The sequence below is a fragment of the Mycobacterium sp. IDUB_28 genome, assembly GCF_055419285.1.
Window position 1 is genome coordinate 17,172 of record NZ_JBVAXK010000009.1, and the last position, 16,787, is coordinate 33,958.

The window sequence follows — 16,787 nt, forward strand, 5'->3', positions numbered from 1 at the left end:
CGGCACCTGCGTAGGACTACTCGTTCCGGGCGGGTAGTCCTACCACTGACTAGGCCTGGTGGGCCAGGGTGAAGAAGACGTAGGCGAGGCAGAACAAGAAGTTCAGGGCGATGAGGACCAGCCCGGCGCACACCAGCGCGTGCCTGCAGCGCCGCTGCAGCCGCGTGACTCGGGCGGACTGTTTCTCGCGGTTGAGTTCCGTGGCGATCAACGCGAAATTGACGTTGGTCATCTCCCGTTCGGCCACCGGGGAGCCGGTGAACAACTGGCGGAGGCGGGTCGCCGGGATATGCACTCCGACGGCTGCGAAGCGCCGGCTCAGTCGTCGTGCCTGCCTGCGGCCGAGAACCTGGCCGCGTAGCTGCAGTTGCTGCGCGAGTCGCTGTCGTTCGTCGCCCCAGGGGTTCGACGGGGTCGTCACAAGCGGGAAGTCTATGTCCTTCATCACATTTTGGGGACAGATCCGTCCCGCATTTTTCGCGGATTCGCGGCCTCAGCGCAGCTGCTCGGTCGGCACCGCGTAGCGCTGCTGGTAGCCGCGGACCCGGTCGCGCACCTCGTCGGCGTTCAGACCGGTGTCCGACCAGGTGTAGCGGCCCCGTCCGCCGTCTCCCGGGTGAGCGGCCAGAAAGTCGCGCATGCGTTGCTTCGCCTGCGGCCGCAGTTCGCGGCCCAGCTTTCGGTAGACGCCGTCGATGGTGGTCCAAGGGTCGGCAATGAAATCGGCGTAGTGGACGTCGATGATGCGGTCGGCGGCGATCTTGCCGCTGTCACGCAGCGCCATCTCCCGCTCGAGACCGACCACAATCTCCTCGTAGGACTGGGCCGCGCACTCACCGATATCGGATTCGTCGCTGCCCATCCGGCGCAGATGATGGGTGAGGGCGGCGATCGACGAGATGACGTTGAGCGGGTCGCGGTGCGTCTGCACGATCAGCGCGTCGGGATACTCGGCGAGCAGCGCATCGAGCTGCCACAGGTGCGCCGGCGACTTCAGTAGCCACTGCCCGGGCACGCCCGACTGCAGGTGCTGCAGGAAGATCCGGTGGAACCGGTAGGCCGCGGCGTGGTCGGCGTCGTAGAGCAGCCAGCGGTAGTAGGTGGGCAGGCGGTACTGCACCGAGAAGATCATGCTGACGAAGGAACTGGCAGTGATGCGGACGCACTCCTGCCCGACCAGCGCGCCCATCGGGTGGTACTTCAGGAAACCGGGGATGATCTGCTCGGCCATCTCCAGGCTGGCCTGCGTGAGGGCGATCCGCGGGTCGTCGTGATAGGTCTGCGGTTGCGGAACCGGGCAGGGCGCGTCCACTTCCCAGGTCAGCGGCGCGCGCAGGGCGGGATCCTGGGCCAGCAGGTCGTACAGGATGGTGGTTCCGGTGCGGGGTTGCCCGATGATGAAGATCGGCGCCTCGACCGGCTCGGTCGCTATCTGCGGGTTGCGATTGCGCCAGTCGATCACGTCCAGCCGGTTCTTCAGGGCACGCATCAGATCCAGATAGGCGATCTCGACTCCGATGGCCGACAGCCGTGCCTCGTTGAGTAGGCCGTCCACCACCCGTTCGAGTCCGGCTTCCCAGCCCGGGGCGGCATCTCCGAAGTCGTCGTGCCCGGTTTCCGCGCAGGCCGTGGCGATCAAACGTGCGGGCTGGAAACGCTCCTGCGGCGTCATCGCTGTACCGACACCTCGACGCGGGGCGGGTTCGGGTTGTCGAGCCAGCGCAGCACGATGAACCCGCGGTGACGGCCACCGGTGTCGAGCCAGTGGCCCAGCCCGCGATCCCGGTCACCGATCGCGATGCGCACCCGCCCGTCCGGGCCGGGTTGCACGCCGCGGTTGGTCACCGAGCTGTGCCGTCGCCGCGGTTCCAGACACTCGTGCCAGATGTTTTCCAGGGTGACGTTCCAATACCTGGTGTCGGGCGGCTCGATGTCGAGCACGAGTGCCTGGCCCGGCTCCAGGCGGTAGGTGCCGATCATGTACAGGTTGTCCGGCGTGGTGTCCGCCGCGCCCAGGTCGGCGGCCTCGGCGGTCAACAGCGCGTTGGGCTGATCGAGCAGCTCGGGCTTGATGGTGCGGTGCAGGGTTGCGAGCTTCATCAGCGACCACGCCATCGCGGTGAACTGCTCGGCCAGCGCGTCGTCGGTCAGCGCTGTCACCGGGTCGGGGTCCAGAGCCTCGATGTGCAGGGTGGCCAGTTCCTCGCGGGCGCGGTCACCGATGTACTCCCGCACCACCACCGACGACGCGTCCCCAGGGATCGGCAACCACTGCGCCCCGTCGAGGTCCGCCGGTTGCTGTGCGGCCAGCACGATCGCGAATTGTCCTGAGCACAAGTCTAATTCGGTGTCACTGAGATAGCCGGACATGCGTCGCGGGGTCAGACCGGTGCCGGCCAGGATCTGCATCCCGAGGTAGGCCGACGTACCCCGGGCGCCGGTGATCCGATAGCGACGGTCACCGCGGATCATGGCCAGGTAGTAGTTGCCGTCCGGGTTCGGGCCGCCGACCATCCGGTTCGGCGAGCACATGTCGAAGAACACCGGCCGGCTCAGGTCGGCTTCGACGGCCATCTGCGAACACAGCGACGACACCCGGGCGATCACCCGCAGCCCTTCGAGGAGTTCGCGTTCGGTTTCGGCGTCCTGGGTGACGATGGTGGTGACGTCGGCCAGCATCTGCTGGAAGAACTTCCAGGCGCCGACCGCCTGGGGTGCGTCGACCCGAGTCATAGCTTCGATCTCCTAGCGGTTGAGTGTCAGCGCGTCGACGATGAGCCGGGTGGTGAGCTCGGCGCGCCGTCGTGGATACGCCTGTCCGGCTGACAGAATCGGATACACGACGCCGCCGACGACGGCATCGGCCGCCGAGTCCGCGGTCGCCGGATCGATCCCCGCGGCGAGCAGCCGGGTGCGGACGCTGTCGTGCAGCGGCGTACTGAATCCGTCGCGCAGTTTGGCCGCGGTGTCCTGGTGTTCCATGCCGGCAACGGTCAGGGTGCGCAGCATTGCCGAGCCACGGGCGGTGGTCAGGCTCGCGGCGAGCTTGCCCACCCACTCGACCAGATCGGCGGCCAGATCGTCGGTGTGGTTCATCGCGGCGAGGATCTTGTCGGCGTCCTCGAGCATGACGTCGGCGACGAGCTCGGGCCTGCTGCGCCACCAGCGGTAGATGGTCTGCTTGCCCACCCCGGCCCGGGCGGCCACCGCCTCGATGGTCAGCGCATCGAAGCCGCGTTCCAGGAGCAACTCGCGCGTTGCTGTCACGATTGCGGTACGTGATTTTTCGCTGCGGCGGCGCGGCGTGAGATCGGTCGACATGTCAGGTGGTCCTGTTCGACTTTCCGGCGTCCGCCTTGTTAGTCTCTGCAAGACGAGACGGTTCGTCTTGTAAAGCGAGAGGATAGCAGCCGGTGCCGCCCATGTGGAGTTTGTCGAGCGCAGCTGCCACGGCTGGGCCGCCGTCGTGAGCGTGGGACTGACCGCCGAGCAGCAGGAGTTGTGCGCCGCTGTCGGACAATTCGCCGCACGGCACGCTCCGGTTGCCGCCACCCGGGACAGCCTGGACGCGCTCGCCGCCGGGAAGATGCCCGACTGGTGGGAAGCATTGGTCGACAACGGCTTTCACGCCGTTCACCTGCCGGAGGAGGTAGGCGGCCAGGGTGGTCGGCTGGTCGACGGCGCATGTGTGCTCGAGGCCGCGGCCACAGCGTTGTTGGCCGGGCCGTTGCTGCCGACGGTCGCCACCGGCGCGGTCGCGCTGTCGGCAGATCGGACCCCGATGGCGGAGTCGCTGCTGCGTGAGCTTGCCGCCGGTGCGCCGGCAGCGGTCATCCTGCCGGGCGACGGCGATTTTTGCGTCGATCGGGTCGGCCAGGGATGGCGGGTGACCGGGACCTCGGAGGTTACCGCTGGGGTGTGCTCGGCGCGGCTGGTCCTGGTCGGTGTGCGGACCGCGGACAGTGGCGTGGTATGGATTCCGGTCGATACCGAAAACCCCGCGGCAGCAATCGATTCGGCAGACGGCACTGATCTGGTGACCGATGCCGGAATCCTGCGTTTGACCGACTACGCTGCGACCGACGTGCTGACCGGCATCGAGCCGGAACGCGCCGAATGCGTGGTGTTGGCACTGGTGGCCGCGACAACCGCCGGCATCACGCAGTGGTGCGTGGATGCGGTCACCGCGCACCTGCGCATCCGGGAACAGTTCGGCAAAGTGATCGGCACCTTCCAGGCCCTGCAGCACAACGCGGCGATGCTGTTGGTCAGCAGCGAATTGGCGACGTCGGCGGCGTGGGACGCGGTGCGGGCGGTGGATGAGCCACTCGATCAGCACCGCATCGCCGCGGCCGGAGCCGCGTTGATCGCGGTGTCGCCGGTGCCCGATCTCGTGCTGGATGCGCTCACGATGTTCGGCGCCATCGGTTTCACCTGGGAGCATGACGTACACCTGTACTGGCGGCGCGCAATCAGCCTGGCCGCATCGATCGGTCCGGCGAATCGCTGGGCCCGGCGGCTGGGCCGGCTCACCTGCACCCAGCAGCGTGACATGTCGGTGGACCTGGGCGACGCGGATGCCGAGTTCCGGTCGCAGGTGGCCCAGACCCTGGACGCGGCACGGCAATTGAGCAACGACCAACCCGGCCGTCAAGGTGACTACGACGACTTCAAGACCGGTCCGCAACGCACCCTGATCGCCGAAGCCGGTTTGATCGCGCCGCATTGGCCGCCGCCGTGGGGACTCGACGCCGGGCCACTACGCCAGCTCATCATCGACGACGAGTTCGCCAAGCGGCCCGACCTGGTGCGCCCGTCGCTCGGCATTGCCGAATGGATCCTGCCCTCGGTGCTACGTGCTGCGCCGAAAGAGCTGCAGGACAAACTGATCCCGCCGACCCAACGCGGCGAGATCGCCTGGTGCCAGCTGTTCAGTGAGCCGGGAGCAGGGTCCGACCTGGCTGCTTTGACCACCCGCGCCACCAAAGTGGACGGCGGCTGGCAGATCAACGGACACAAGATCTGGACATCGGTGGCCCACCGCGCCGACTTCGGGGCGCTGCTGGCCCGCACCGATCCCGACGCCGCAAAGCACCGCGGCATCGGCTATTTCATCCTGGACATGCGATCCCCGGGCATCGAGATCCAGCCGATCAAGACCGCCACCGGCGAGGCGCATTTCAACGAGGTGTTCCTCACCGATGTCTTCGTGCCCGACGCGATGTTGCTCGGTGACCCGGTCGGCGGTTGGAATCTGGCGATCGCGACCATGGCCGAAGAGCGTTCGGCCATCAGCGGTTACGTCAAATTCGACCGCGCTGCCGCACTGCGCCGATTGGCGTCGGAGGACGGCCCGGACCGTGCGGACGCGCTGCGCGCGCTCGGCGAACTCGACGCATACACCAATGCGATCAAAGCGCTGGGTGTGCGGGAGACCATCCGCTTGCTTGACGGGCAGCCGTCGGGTCCGGCGTCCAGCATCGCCAAGGTCGCGATGAATGTGTTGCTGCGCCGCACCTTTGCGGCCACACTGCAACTGACCGGACGGCTGGCAATGGTGGCCGACCCCGATCCCGCTGCGCAACCTGCTGTAGTGGAGCCGTACCTGCGGTTGCCGGCGGAGTTGATCGGCGGCGGCACCCGTGAGATTCAGCTCAACATCATCGCTCAAATGATTCTCGGACTGCCGCGGAAATAAGGGAACGCACATGGGATTACGCGGAGAAGCCGCAATAGTCGGCTACGTCGAGCTGCCACCCGAGCGCCTCAACAAAGCGGCACCGGCGCCGTTCGTCATCGAGCAGTGGGCAGAACTGGCCGCGGCAGCACTCGAGGACGCGGGATTGTCCGGTGATGTCGTCAACGGCATCGTGACGTCCCACCTTGCCGAGTCACAGATCTTCGTCCCGTCCACCATCGCCGAATACCTCGGAATGCCGGCCCGATTCGCCGAACTGGTGGATCTCGGCGGCGCCAGCGCCGCCGCCATGGTGTGGCGGGCCGCCGCGGCCATCGAGCTCGGAATCTGTGACGCGGTGCTGTGTGCCCTGCCGGCCCGCTACATCACGCCGTCGTCGAAGCAGAAGCCCAGGCCGCTGGTGGATGCCATGTTCTTCGGCTCGTCGAGCAACCAATACGGTTCTCCGCAAGCCGAATTCGAGATTCCCTACGGCAACCTGGGTCAGAATGGCCCGTACGGCCAGGTAGCGCAACGCTACGCCGCGGTCTACGGCTACGACGAGCGCGCTATGGCCAAGATCGTGGTCGACCAGCGGGTCAACGCCAACCACACCGACGGTGCGATCTGGAAAGACAAATTACTGTCGGTCGACGATGTGCTGGCCAGTCCGGTCATCGCCGACCCGCTGCACATGCTCGAGATCGTGATGCCCTGCGTCGGCGGCGCTGCCGTCGTCGTCGCCAACGCCGACATCGCGAAGCGGGCCCGTAACCGTCCGGTGTGGGTCAGGGGGTTCGGTGAGAACGTGCCGTTCAAGACACCCACCTATGCCGAGGATCTGCTGCAGACACCGATGGTCGAGGCCGCCGACACTGCATTCGGAATGACCGGCTTGACCCGGGACCAGATGGACATGGTCTCGATCTACGACTGCTACACCATCACCGTGATGCTGTCCCTGGAGGACGCGGGCTTCTGCCCGAAGGGCAAGGGCCTGGAATTCGTTGCCGGCCACGACCTGACCTTCCGCGGCGACTTCCCGCTGAACACCGCCGGCGGCCAACTCGGGTTCGGTCAGGCCGGATTGGCCGGGGGCATGCATCATGTCTGCGACGCCACCCGGCAGATCATGGGGCGTGCGGGTGCGGCGCAGGTCAGCGACTGCAACCGGGCCTTCGTGTCGGGGAACGGCGGAATCCTGTCCGAACAGACCGCGCTGGTCCTCGAAGGCGATTGAGCAGCAGGAGGATTCATGGCGATCAGCTTCGACCGACCGATGCCGGTCAAGACGCCCACCACCGCGCCGTTCTGGGATGCGCTGGCCGAACACCGGGTGGTGATCCAGTACTCGCCGTCGTCGCAGGCCTATGTGTTCTACCCGCGGGTGCGCGCGCCCCGCACCCTGGCCGACGACCTGGAATGGCGCGAGATCTCCGGTATGGGCACGCTGTACTCGTTCACAGTGGCGCGCCGGCCCGTCAGCCCGCACTTCGCCGACGCGGTGCCACAACTGCTGGCCATCGTCGACTGGGACGAGGGCCCAAGGTTTTCCACCGAGATGGTCAACGTCGAGCCGGGTGACCTCGAAGTCGGAATGCGGGTGCGTCCGGTGTTCTTCGACTATCCCGAGCACGACGTGACCATGTTGCGCTACGAACCTGCCTGAGCGCGATCGGTACTCCTCCTCGGGTATCAGCCGCACGTCATCGCGAGTGATGCGCTTAACCACGGACGTTCGGTCAGCAGGCGGGCACGTCAGGTCGAGGAGCGCACGATCAGACGCGCGATGTCGGTGATATCCGGCGACGGCGGCGGCGGGTAGCCCAGCCGTTCGTAAACCGCGGCGATCGCGGCGTCGGCAACCGCGTTCGGGTCGAACTGCACGGTGGTCAGCGGCGGGGTGCTCACCATGCCCATGGTGCTGGCGTCCACGCCCATCACGGCCAGGTCCCCGGGGCAGCGCATACCCGCCAGGTGTATCCCGTACAGCACCAGGCAGGCGACTTCGTCGCTCTGCGCGCACACCGCGGTGACGCCGTCGCGCACCCACGTGGTGACGACGTCGGCGGCGTTGGCGACGGTAATTTCGGCGACGGGCACCGGCGGGAGGTCGCGTACCTGTGTCGCGCGGACGACACCTTCGAGCCAGTACTCGCCCAGCGCCCGCCACTTCGCGATTCCCGTATTGGCGAACGCGATCTGTCGGTGGCCCCGCGACACCAGATGGGCGACCCGCATCTCGCCGACCGCGAGGTGGGGATCACCCAGCGCCGGCAGGGTCCCGATTTCGACCAGCGGAATGGCCGCCTCGCTCACCGCCGCGGCGGCGGCTTCGCTGAGAGGGAACAGGCTGGTCACCGCGACCGGATCGAGATTGGCGATCGCATCGACGACGTGGTGGTCGTCTTCGGTCTCGAAGATCTGCACTTGCAACAGACCCAGTCGCGCGAGCTCGGTGGTCATCCGGCTGCCGGCCTGCATCGGCATGTCGCCCACCGCCACGTGTGGCACCACATACAGCACCACTCCGCTCTTGCCGCGGGCAAGATTGCGCGCGGCCAGGTTGGGCCGGTAGCCGAGTAGTTTGGCGGCCCGATTGACCGCGTCCCGGGTCTGGGCCGATATTCGGCGGCCCTCGGCGTTGTTGAGCACATAACTGACCGTCGCGGTCGACACGTCCGCCAGCCGAGCCACGTCAGCGGTGGTGGGTCGCACACTTTTGTCCGTGCTCACGCGTCACCTTCCCGGGCTGCTCCTGCCACATGGTGGCACGGGGTGTCCACGCCAGCGCACCCTCCCGCGGATATCCGGTCTGTTGGCAGACTAATAGCATCAGAATCGAGCGTGTCCGTCCGAGCGACCTGGTGAGAGGAATGACCCTAGAACTTGCCAGCTGACCTGGTTTTTCGCCGCCAAGCCGAGGCGCTGGATCGGCAGGGTGTCACCGCTCTACGGCCAGCACATGGAGGAAGTGCTGCGGGATGTATTGCATTGCACCCCAGAGAAGTTGCTGGATCTCTCCCGGTCGGGCGTCAGCGCCACAGGACCGGCAGGGCTGTGGCATGGCCGTCACCCTGTGTGCCGCCTCGCTGCGGTGACTTGTGCGCACCGGTGCGGTTCCTGCTGCGGCAGGATTCGGTGGTGATGGAATTGACTGCGCGCCATCGCATTACCGGCGTCGAGAGTCGTCGCTGATGAAAACTGACGGCATCAGAGTGGAGCGGGATTGAGCGCACACCGCACCGCGGCCATCGTCGGGGTGTTCAACACCGCGCAGGGCCGCCGGCTGGAAGGTGAGACCTCACGAAGTCTGGCCATTACTGCGATCCGAGGAGCCCTCGCCGACGCCGGTCTGAGCCTGCACGACGTGGACGGCATCAGCGCGGGTCCACAGTCCACCGCACTGATCTATGACCTGCGGCTCGGACCGGCGTGGCAAGGCTTGGGCTTCGGGGTCGGCATGATCACCGAGGCGGCCACTGCTATCGAACACGGCATGGCCGACGTGGTGGTGCTGGTCGCCGCCCAGGCCGGTGAGTATCGCGACCACGAAGCCACCGCGCCCTGGACGCGACCGGAGAACGAATTCGTAGCGCCGTGGGGCATGTTCACGGCCGCGGAATTCGCGCTGATCGCGCGTCGGCACATGCACGTCTACGGCACCACCCGCGAGCAGCTGTCCATCGTGGCGGCCACCATCCGCAACAACGGATCGCGCAACCCGAAAGCCGTGTATCACCAACGTGGTCCGTTCACCCCGGACGACATCACCGCGTCCAGGCTGATCGCCGATCCCTTCCACCTTCTCGATTGCGCCACCACGTCCGAGGGTGGCTGTGCGCTGGTACTGGCGAACCTCGCCAAGGTCGACCCGCGCAACCGTGCGGTCTACATCTTGGGCAGTGGCGCAGACTTTCACGGGCCGTCCTATCAGCATCCGCCGGCGTGGGACCTGGTCGGCCGCCGCGGCGATCACGTCAACGGCGTGGTGGGCCGGCGGGCTGCCGACCGTGCCTTCGCGCACGCGGGTCTGCGCCGCGACGACGTCGACGTGCTGGAGCTCTACGACCCGTTCTCGTTCGAGATCATCCGCCAGTTGGAGGCGTTCGGGTTCTGCCCACCCGGTGAAGGCGGACCGTTCGTCACCGACGGTCACATCGCGATCGACGGCAGTCACCCGATCACCACGGACGGAGGAACCATGTCGTTCAGTCACGCGGGAGCCAACCCGCAGATGATGCAGCGCGCCGTGCGGGCCGTGCAGCAACTGCGCGGCGAGGCGGGTGAACTGCAGGTGCCGGACGCGCGTATTGCGTTGTGTAGCAACGGGGGAGCGGGTGCGATGTTCACCACAGTGCTGCTACTGGGGGACGAACCGCGATGAATCTATTGCCGCAGACCGGCCCGTTGCCGCACGCTGGCAGTCACCTCAGCGTGCCGTTCTGGGCGGGATGCCGTCGTCACGAACTGTGCTACCAACGCTGCGGACAGTGTGGCCTGGCCAACTTCCCACCGACCGAGCACTGTCGCCATTGCCTGTCGGCCGAGCTGCGGTGGACACCGGGCGGTGGCGTCGGCGAAATCTACAGTTGGACCGTCGTGCACAGGCCGGTCACCGCGGAATTCGAACCGCCTTATGCGCCGGCAATTGTCACCTTGGACGAGGGTTATCAGCTGCTGACCAACATCGTCGGCGTGGCCGCCGACGCACTGCGGATCGGGATGCGGGTGCGTGTGCAATTCCACGCGGTCGACTCCGAGGTCACGCTGCCGTACTTCACCGGATCGCCGTGAGTCCCGCTCGCACCACCAACGGCCTGCCGATCACCGCCTACCTGGTGCTGGGGTGCTGGCCGCCACTGACGATCAGCTCCGTCGCCGCATGGCCCGGCCGGGTGAGCGCCCAGCGTGGCTGGACCGCTCGTGCTGCGCAGGCACCGCGACCGTAGCCAACAGCTCGGCGAGACGCGCGGGTTGATCGACCATCGAATAGGTGCGGGCCCCTTCGATGACCTCGAGCCGGGCATTCGGAATCGTCGAGGCGAGTCGTCGGCCGTCTTCGAGGTCGAAGAACTTGTCGTCGCCCGACCATGCGATGAGGGCAGGTTTGCCGAATTCGGGTAACCGTGCGGCGACCCCGGTGGTGATCTCGGGGCGCAGCGACAGCGAGAGCTGGCGCAGGTTCTCCGCGATCGCGAGGTCGGACAGTGCTGGGCGCACCCACACCGCGGTGAGATCGTCAATGTCGTTGTGGGCCAAACCCGCATAGGCGCGCCGGCGCGCGACGGGCGCGCGCATGGTCTGAATGGCGGTGCGGAACAACGACCTGGACCTGGCGGCAAGGATCACCGGCTTGAGGATCGGCGGCGGAAAGTGTTCGAACGCATCGCAACTCGTGAGGACGAGCGCCCCCAGCCGTTCGGGATGGTGCACCGCCACCAACTGGGTGACCACCCCGCCGGTGTCATTGCCGACCAGGACCACGTCGTCGAGGTCGAGCGCCGCCAGCGTGTCGGCGACGATCCTGGCGACGCCGGTGATGGTGGCGTCGGCACCGGCGCGCAGGGCTTGGGTGTGGGCACCGAGCGGCCAGGTGGGGGCAATGCAGCGCAGTCCTTGTTCGGCGAGGCGGGTGCTGACGTCGCGCCAGAGTTCGCCGCCCATCAGGTATCCGTGCACGAACACGACGGGACGCCCGGCTGCGGGTCCGGTTGCTTCGTAATGGATGGTTCCGGCGTTAATGTCGATCGTCGGCATGGCAAGCTCCTACTCGCGCTATGTTACAAACAGGCTGTCTGTTCGTAAGTTACCAACAGGGTGTATGGAAATCAAGAAGCGCACTCAGGAACAGCGTTCCGCGGCAACCCGCGCGGCGCTGGTCTCGGCTGCCCGCAAGCTGTGGGGATCGCGGGGTTACGCCGACGTCGGTACGCCGGAGATCGCCGGCGAAGCAGGCGTGACCCGAGGCGCGATGTATCACCAATTCGCCGACAAGGCAGCGCTTTTCCGCGACGTCGTCGAAGCGGTGGAGCAGGATCTGATGAATCGGATGGCCACGCTGGTTGCTGCATCGGGTGCCACCACGCCCGCCGACACGATCCGCGCCGCGGTCGACGCCTGGCTCGAGGTCTCCGGGGACCCGGAGGCGCGCCAGTTGATCCTGCTGGACGCGCCGGCTGTGCTGGGTTGGGCCGGCTTCCGTGACGTTGCCCAGCGTTACAGCCTGGGTATGACCGAGCAGTTGATCACGGCGGCCATCGAGGCCGGCCAATTGCAACCGCTACCGGTTCGTCCGATGGCCACCGTGTTGATCGGCGCACTCGACGAAGCCGCCATGGCGATCGCCACGGCGGCCGACCAGAAGCGGGCGCGCGAGGAGATCAGTCAGGTGCTGCGTCTGATCATCGATGGGATGCTCGAGGGCTGACGGTCCCGGGCGGCCGCCGTCACTTCACCGCCGCGATGGTCCGGCGGGACAGCTCAGTGGCGATCTCGCACGGATCGGGAAACGGCTTCCTGGTGAACTGGATCGACCATTCGAAGAAGTCGTCGCCGAACTGGACGGCAACGTCGCACAACCGGGTGCCGAGCCGGTCGGTGCCTGCCGCGATGTAGCCGCTGTGTCCGTCGATGGTGATGTCGCTGACGGTGGAGCGGGTGAGGTCCTCGTTCTTGCGTTCCCGCCCGATCGGGCTGCCGCGAAACCAGCTGAAGGAGAACCACGGCCCGTCGATGCTGCCGTGCAGCAACCACTGACAGCCCATCGGGTTGCGAGCGGTGACGACCAGGCCGGACACGTTGGTGAGTTGCGCGACGGTCTGATCGCTGACGCCACCGCATTCCGGGAAGGCCGGTCCGTGCACGGCCTGCTTCGTGGTGCGCGACGGCGATGACTGCTGGCCCCCTGGTCCCGGCGGGTGGTCCTGGCAACTGACCAGCAGGGATGTCGCGCCAGCCAAACCAGCCAGGACGAGCGAACCTACGGCGCGTCGATGTCGAAACACATTCTCAGCCATCTATTGCCGGCGCTTTTCATTCGACTCGTGGGCGGGAGTTCGGGTGGTGAGCCGGGTCGCAGCGGGCATTCTTGCCATTCTTGTCGATGACGCGACTCAACACCGAGTCGTGGGCTTTTTGATTCGGTCGCCCATGAGCGTGCCCTTCGCACAACTTAATCAGCCCGCAGTGACGGTGCTGTTGTCCGACAAGCTATTTGGAGATCCGATCAGGGAGACATCGATATCACTGCGAACTGGGTGATCGCGTCCGCTGCCAACTGCGCTCCGCCGCCGCGCCGGATCGCCACCCCGAGACTGCGGGCGGCTTGCTCGTAGCGAGGGTCGTGCAGCGTTGCCGCTACGGCTTTGCGAATGCGTTGCGGGCTGGCGTGTTTGGGCAGCAAGATGCCGGCCCCAGCCTTCTGCAGTGCGGCCCCACGTGTTGTTGATCGATCAGACGATGTTGCAGCATCCGCCGCTGACCGGCATACGCACATGTGCTGAGGCTGACCAGGACAATGGATATGAAATTGTCCCCGCGACCGTGTGCGGGAGGGTGGACAGGAAAGGCTACGGCGTCTTCAGGAAAATGTCGTTGAAGGTGACGGTGCGTAGTTTTCGCTCGCGGATGATGTCGACCAGCTGCGGGTAGACGTGGGTGACCGGCAGGTGATTGAGGTGTCCGATCACAATCGACTGCGGGGTGAAGTACTGGTCGGCCATCTTCACGATGTATTCCTCGGTGATCAACGTGGAATCCGACAGCGAACCCGACCACAGCACCGGCACGGTGTATCCGAGGTCTGCCGCCACAGCGTCGACAGCCGCGTTGTGCTTGGCGTACGGCGGGCGCCAATAGGGTTTGGCGCCAACGCCATACGTCTTGCGAAGGAATTCGTCGTTGCGGCTGAGCTGCTTGGCGATCTCGCCCGGGGGGATCGAGGTGCAGTCGGGGTGCGACCAGGTGTGGTTGCCGAGCTCGATCTGACCGGATTCGACCAGCGGCCGCAACATCGCCACGTTGTCGGTCCACGAGTCGTATATGCCGTTGACGAAGAACGTCATCCGGATACCGGTGTCCTTGGCGAACTGCGTGTAGGCACGCACCACTTCGCTGTTGGTGCCGTCGTCGACCGTCAGGGCGAGCAGATCACCGGTCCCGGGCAGCTGGCTGAGCGCACCCCCGCCGGGGAGTCGGATGCGCGCACTGGGGGGCGGCGGCGGCAGCAGGCCGGCGACAGTCGGACCGGCGGGCAGTGGCACGGCAGCTGCCGGCGTCTGGGCGAACGTTCGCGGTTGCGGGTCGACCATGCAGCGGGCCAGACCCACGCTGGCCACTGCGGAGACGGCGAGCGACCCGAGAAATCGGCGTCGGTTCAGCTCAGACATTTCCCGGCCGCAATCGATCGCGTGATCCGGGCACGCCCCCACTCGGGCTGCGACCTAGGCTGACCAGCGACGACACCACAGCAGCGAACCGTACCACGGCCGGGGCGGCCGACTCGGCCGGAAACGCCGGTGTGCCGCCCGAGTGTTGTGGCAGTCACAGCAGTGGGTCACTGCCGCAGGTGTGAACCGCCGCCGATGTACCAGACCTGGCCGGTGATCCATTCCGCTTCGTCGGACAACAGGAAGCTGACCACGCCGGCGAGGTCGTCGGGTCTGCCCAGGCGGGTGGTCTTGCCGAAGGTCAGGAAGGCCTGCTGAAGTTGCTGGTCGTTCTGCCGCTCCTGGGTCTCGCCCATCACGAGGCCGGGCATGACCCCGTTGCTCCTGATGTTGTGCCGGCCCCAATTGACCGCTACGTGGCGGGTGAGGTGATTCACCGCGGCCTTGGACGCGCCGTAGGCGACGTGCATCGGGTCGCTGCCCAATGCCGCACCCGAGGATGTGTTGACGATGCTGCCGCCGCCGGCTTCGAGCAGATGCGGCAGAACCGCTCGGATCGTGCGGACGTAGCCCAGCAGGTTGACCTCCAATGTCCGGTGCCACACGTCGAGGTCGGTGTCCAGGATCGTGGTATCGCGTCCCAGGTTGTCCTCGGACAGGTCGGCGCCGACATTGTGCAGACCGTGCACCGCGCCGAATTCCGCGAGGGTCCGCTCGACGAAGTGGCGGGCCGACCTCTCATCGGCGAGGTCGAATTCGACGACGATGGCCGCGCCGCCCGCCTCGGTGATCTGTTCGGCGGTGGCTGTGGCCGCGTCGACGTTGATATCGCCGATCGCAACCCGCGCGCCTTCGTCGGCCAACCGTTTGGCGGTGGCCGCCCCTATCCCGGTAGCACCGCCGGCGATGCAGAAAGTCTTGCCCCGCAGTCCGCGCATCAGCAGTAACCAACCCCGATGTCAACCGAAAGTTGGCTTCCCGTCACGAATTTGGATTGATCGGAGGCCAGCCAGGCGACCGCGTCGGAGATGTCTTCTGGTTGCGCGATGCCGTCGGGCAACAACGGTTTGTGCATGCCGCGCAGGTGTGGGTAGGTGTCGGCCGCCGATTGCAGCGCCTCCCGCATCCGGCCGGTGCCCATCGGCGTGGCGACCGCTCCCGGGTTCAGACTGTTGACGCGGATGTTGTACCGGCCCAGCTCGGCGGCGAATCCGCGCGCCATGCCGACGACGGCGTGCTTGCTGGCCGTGTAGTGGATCATGAACGACTGCATCTTGATCCCCGCGGCGGAACCGATCAGGATGATCGATCCGCCACGGCCGGCGTCGATGAGGTGCTGGGCCCCGGCCATCACGGTGTTCCAGGTGCCGATCACATTGGTGTCGATGGTGTCGCGGAATGCCTGCGCGCTGATCTGATCCCAGGGCGCGGGGCTGCAGATCCCGGCGTTGGCGACGATGATGTCCAATCGGCCGAGTTCGCGCACGGCGGAGTCGACCGCTCCGCGCAGCGCGTCCAGATCGCGTACGTCCACCTCGGCAGTGATGACCTTCCGGCCGTTGTCCTGTACCAGCCGTGCGGTCTCGGCGAGGTCGGCCGGCGTCGGCGAGTCGTACGGCACGCTGGCCGGCAAGGGTCCGGCCAGATCCACCGCAATGACGTCGGCGCCGTTGGCGCTGAGCCGTACCGCATGTGCACGGCCCTGCCCCCGTGCCGCGCCGGTGATCAACGCCACGCGTCCCGAAAGTGGTCGAGCCATGGGGTCGCTCATCCCATCCACTGCCCGCCGGCGACATCGATGGTCTGCCCGCACATGTAGTCGGCGGCCTCGGACGCCAGGAACGCGACGACGTTGGCGGCTTCCTCGGGCAATGAAGCCCGGCCGAGCTGGACCTGGTGGGTGATCGCCTCGCGAATCGCGTCGCGGCCGGCGCGCTGCCGGTCATCCTGCGGGTCCAGCAGATACTGGCGCATCTCCGCCTTGATCATGATTCCCGGCGCCACGCCCAACACGTTGACTCCCCGCGGAGCCACCTCGTGGGCCAGGTTGCGAGTGAACCCGATGACGCCCGCCTTGCAGGAGTTGTAGACCACCAGACCGCGCTGCTGGATGCGGCCACCCACGGCTCCGATGTTGATGATCTTGCCCGACTGCTGCGGCAGCAGGTGCTGCAGCGCGGCGTGCGCGCCGTACATCATCATGGTCAAGCTGCCCAGCACGGTGTAGTCGATCTCCTGCTGGGTCTGCTTCTCAAAGGGACCGGCAGCCACCATCACCGGGTTATTCACCATGATGTCCAGCCCACCGAGCTCGGCGTAGGCCTGATCGACAGCCTGGTGCACCTGGTCCCACTGCGACATGTCGGCCTTGACCGGGACGGCGCGGACACCCCAGCGCTGTTCGACCTCCTGCGCGCGCCGCTGGACCTTTTCGAAGGTGCGACCGATCAGTGCCACATCTGCGCCGAGACCGCCGAGGCGGTGGGCAATGGCCTGGCCCAGCCCGTCACCACCAGCGCCGGTGACGAACGCCTTCTTGCCGGACAGGTCCATCAGGTCGGTAACCCGTTTACCGACGACGTGCTCCGGCAGTTGGTCCAATCCGAGTAGCTGCACCCAATCGGTCTCGACGTCCTGCGGCATTCAGACCCCACGTTCCACTCGACCAGACAGCTGCACCGGGCCGGCAACACCGGGCGGCTCACGCCGACGATATGACC

At 66.6% G+C, this 16,787-nt stretch carries 17 protein-coding genes; 6 read left to right on the top strand and 11 right to left on the bottom strand.

Annotated features, from left to right (window positions below; all coding sequences use genetic code 11):
• Positions 1-49: 49 nt before the first annotated feature.
• The 4 genes from ACZYZ9_RS18970 to ACZYZ9_RS18985 all read right to left on the bottom strand — a co-directional run bounded on the left by ACZYZ9_RS18970 (position 50) and on the right by ACZYZ9_RS18985 (position 3,321).
• Positions 50-421: a hypothetical protein gene (locus ACZYZ9_RS18970; protein ID WP_463827821.1), complete on the bottom strand. Its 372-nt coding sequence runs from the start codon at positions 419-421 to the stop codon at positions 50-52.
• 72 nt (positions 422-493) lie between these two features.
• Positions 494-1,672, bottom strand: a complete 1,179-nt coding sequence (locus ACZYZ9_RS18975; RefSeq protein ID WP_463827822.1) for a sulfotransferase family protein — start codon at positions 1,670-1,672, stop codon at positions 494-496.
• Positions 1,669-2,733: a DUF1214 domain-containing protein gene (locus ACZYZ9_RS18980; RefSeq protein WP_463827823.1), complete on the bottom strand. Its 1,065-nt coding sequence runs from the start codon at positions 2,731-2,733 to the stop codon at positions 1,669-1,671. The genes ACZYZ9_RS18975 and ACZYZ9_RS18980 overlap by 4 nt, the downstream gene beginning before the upstream one ends.
• Before the next feature lie 12 nt (positions 2,734-2,745).
• Complete coding sequence (locus ACZYZ9_RS18985) at positions 2,746-3,321, bottom strand: TetR/AcrR family transcriptional regulator (RefSeq protein WP_463827824.1); 576 nt, start codon at positions 3,319-3,321, stop codon at positions 2,746-2,748.
• 145 nt (positions 3,322-3,466) lie between these two features.
• On the opposite strand from ACZYZ9_RS18985, the gene ACZYZ9_RS18990 reads away from it, so the two are divergent.
• The 3 genes from ACZYZ9_RS18990 to ACZYZ9_RS19000 are packed head-to-tail and all read left to right on the top strand — an operon-like array spanning position 3,467 to position 7,346.
• A complete protein-coding gene (locus ACZYZ9_RS18990) occupies positions 3,467-5,698 on the top strand; it encodes an acyl-CoA dehydrogenase family protein (RefSeq protein ID WP_463828012.1) in 2,232 nt (743 codons plus the stop codon).
• Positions 5,699-5,708: 10 nt separating this feature from the next.
• Complete coding sequence (locus ACZYZ9_RS18995; RefSeq protein ID WP_463827825.1) at positions 5,709-6,917, top strand: thiolase family protein; 1,209 nt, start codon at positions 5,709-5,711, stop codon at positions 6,915-6,917.
• 15 nt (positions 6,918-6,932) lie between these two features.
• Positions 6,933-7,346, top strand: a complete 414-nt coding sequence (locus ACZYZ9_RS19000) for a Zn-ribbon domain-containing OB-fold protein (RefSeq protein ID WP_463827826.1) — start codon at positions 6,933-6,935, stop codon at positions 7,344-7,346.
• 89 nt (positions 7,347-7,435) lie between these two features.
• On the opposite strand, the gene ACZYZ9_RS19005 is transcribed toward ACZYZ9_RS19000, so the two are convergent.
• Entirely contained in the window at positions 7,436-8,413 is a 978-nt protein-coding gene (locus tag ACZYZ9_RS19005; protein WP_463827827.1) for a LacI family DNA-binding transcriptional regulator, read from the bottom strand.
• Between the two features lie 493 nt (positions 8,414-8,906).
• Between ACZYZ9_RS19005 and ACZYZ9_RS19010 the strand changes: the two genes are divergently transcribed.
• Together ACZYZ9_RS19010 and ACZYZ9_RS19015 are read left to right on the top strand one after the other, a co-directional pair.
• The gene (locus tag ACZYZ9_RS19010; protein ID WP_463827828.1) at positions 8,907-10,064 is read left to right on the top strand and encodes a thiolase family protein; all 1,158 of its coding nucleotides are present in this window, start codon (positions 8,907-8,909) and stop codon (positions 10,062-10,064) included.
• The gene (locus tag ACZYZ9_RS19015) at positions 10,061-10,474 is read left to right on the top strand and encodes a Zn-ribbon domain-containing OB-fold protein (protein ID WP_463827829.1); all 414 of its coding nucleotides are present in this window, start codon (positions 10,061-10,063) and stop codon (positions 10,472-10,474) included. Before ACZYZ9_RS19010 ends, ACZYZ9_RS19015 begins: the two co-directional genes overlap by 4 nt.
• 72 nt (positions 10,475-10,546) lie before the next feature.
• On the opposite strand, the gene ACZYZ9_RS19020 is transcribed toward ACZYZ9_RS19015, so the two are convergent.
• Entirely contained in the window at positions 10,547-11,437 is an 891-nt protein-coding gene (locus ACZYZ9_RS19020; RefSeq protein ID WP_463827830.1) for an alpha/beta fold hydrolase, read from the bottom strand.
• A gap of 64 nt (positions 11,438-11,501) precedes the next feature.
• On the opposite strand from ACZYZ9_RS19020, the gene ACZYZ9_RS19025 reads away from it, so the two are divergent.
• Positions 11,502-12,107: a TetR/AcrR family transcriptional regulator gene (locus ACZYZ9_RS19025; RefSeq protein ID WP_463827831.1), complete on the top strand. Its 606-nt coding sequence runs from the start codon at positions 11,502-11,504 to the stop codon at positions 12,105-12,107.
• Between the two features lie 19 nt (positions 12,108-12,126).
• Here ACZYZ9_RS19025 and ACZYZ9_RS19030 read toward each other — a convergent pair whose 3' ends face one another.
• The 5 genes from ACZYZ9_RS19030 to ACZYZ9_RS19050 all read right to left on the bottom strand — a co-directional run bounded on the left by ACZYZ9_RS19030 (position 12,127) and on the right by ACZYZ9_RS19050 (position 16,710).
• Complete coding sequence (locus ACZYZ9_RS19030) at positions 12,127-12,696, bottom strand: DUF3558 domain-containing protein (RefSeq protein ID WP_463827832.1); 570 nt, start codon at positions 12,694-12,696, stop codon at positions 12,127-12,129.
• A 552-nt stretch (positions 12,697-13,248) separates the two neighbouring features.
• Positions 13,249-14,058, bottom strand: a complete 810-nt coding sequence (locus ACZYZ9_RS19035) for a polysaccharide deacetylase family protein (RefSeq protein ID WP_463828013.1) — start codon at positions 14,056-14,058, stop codon at positions 13,249-13,251.
• 176 nt (positions 14,059-14,234) lie between these two features.
• Positions 14,235-15,005: an SDR family NAD(P)-dependent oxidoreductase gene (locus ACZYZ9_RS19040; RefSeq protein WP_463827833.1), complete on the bottom strand. Its 771-nt coding sequence runs from the start codon at positions 15,003-15,005 to the stop codon at positions 14,235-14,237.
• Positions 15,005-15,826: a mycofactocin-coupled SDR family oxidoreductase gene (locus tag ACZYZ9_RS19045; RefSeq protein WP_463827834.1), complete on the bottom strand. Its 822-nt coding sequence runs from the start codon at positions 15,824-15,826 to the stop codon at positions 15,005-15,007. Before ACZYZ9_RS19045 ends, ACZYZ9_RS19040 begins: the two co-directional genes overlap by 1 nt.
• 8 nt (positions 15,827-15,834) lie before the next feature.
• Positions 15,835-16,710, bottom strand: coding sequence for an SDR family NAD(P)-dependent oxidoreductase (locus tag ACZYZ9_RS19050; protein ID WP_463827835.1), 876 nt, complete (start codon positions 16,708-16,710; stop codon positions 15,835-15,837).
• Between the last annotated feature and the right edge of the window lie 77 nt (positions 16,711-16,787).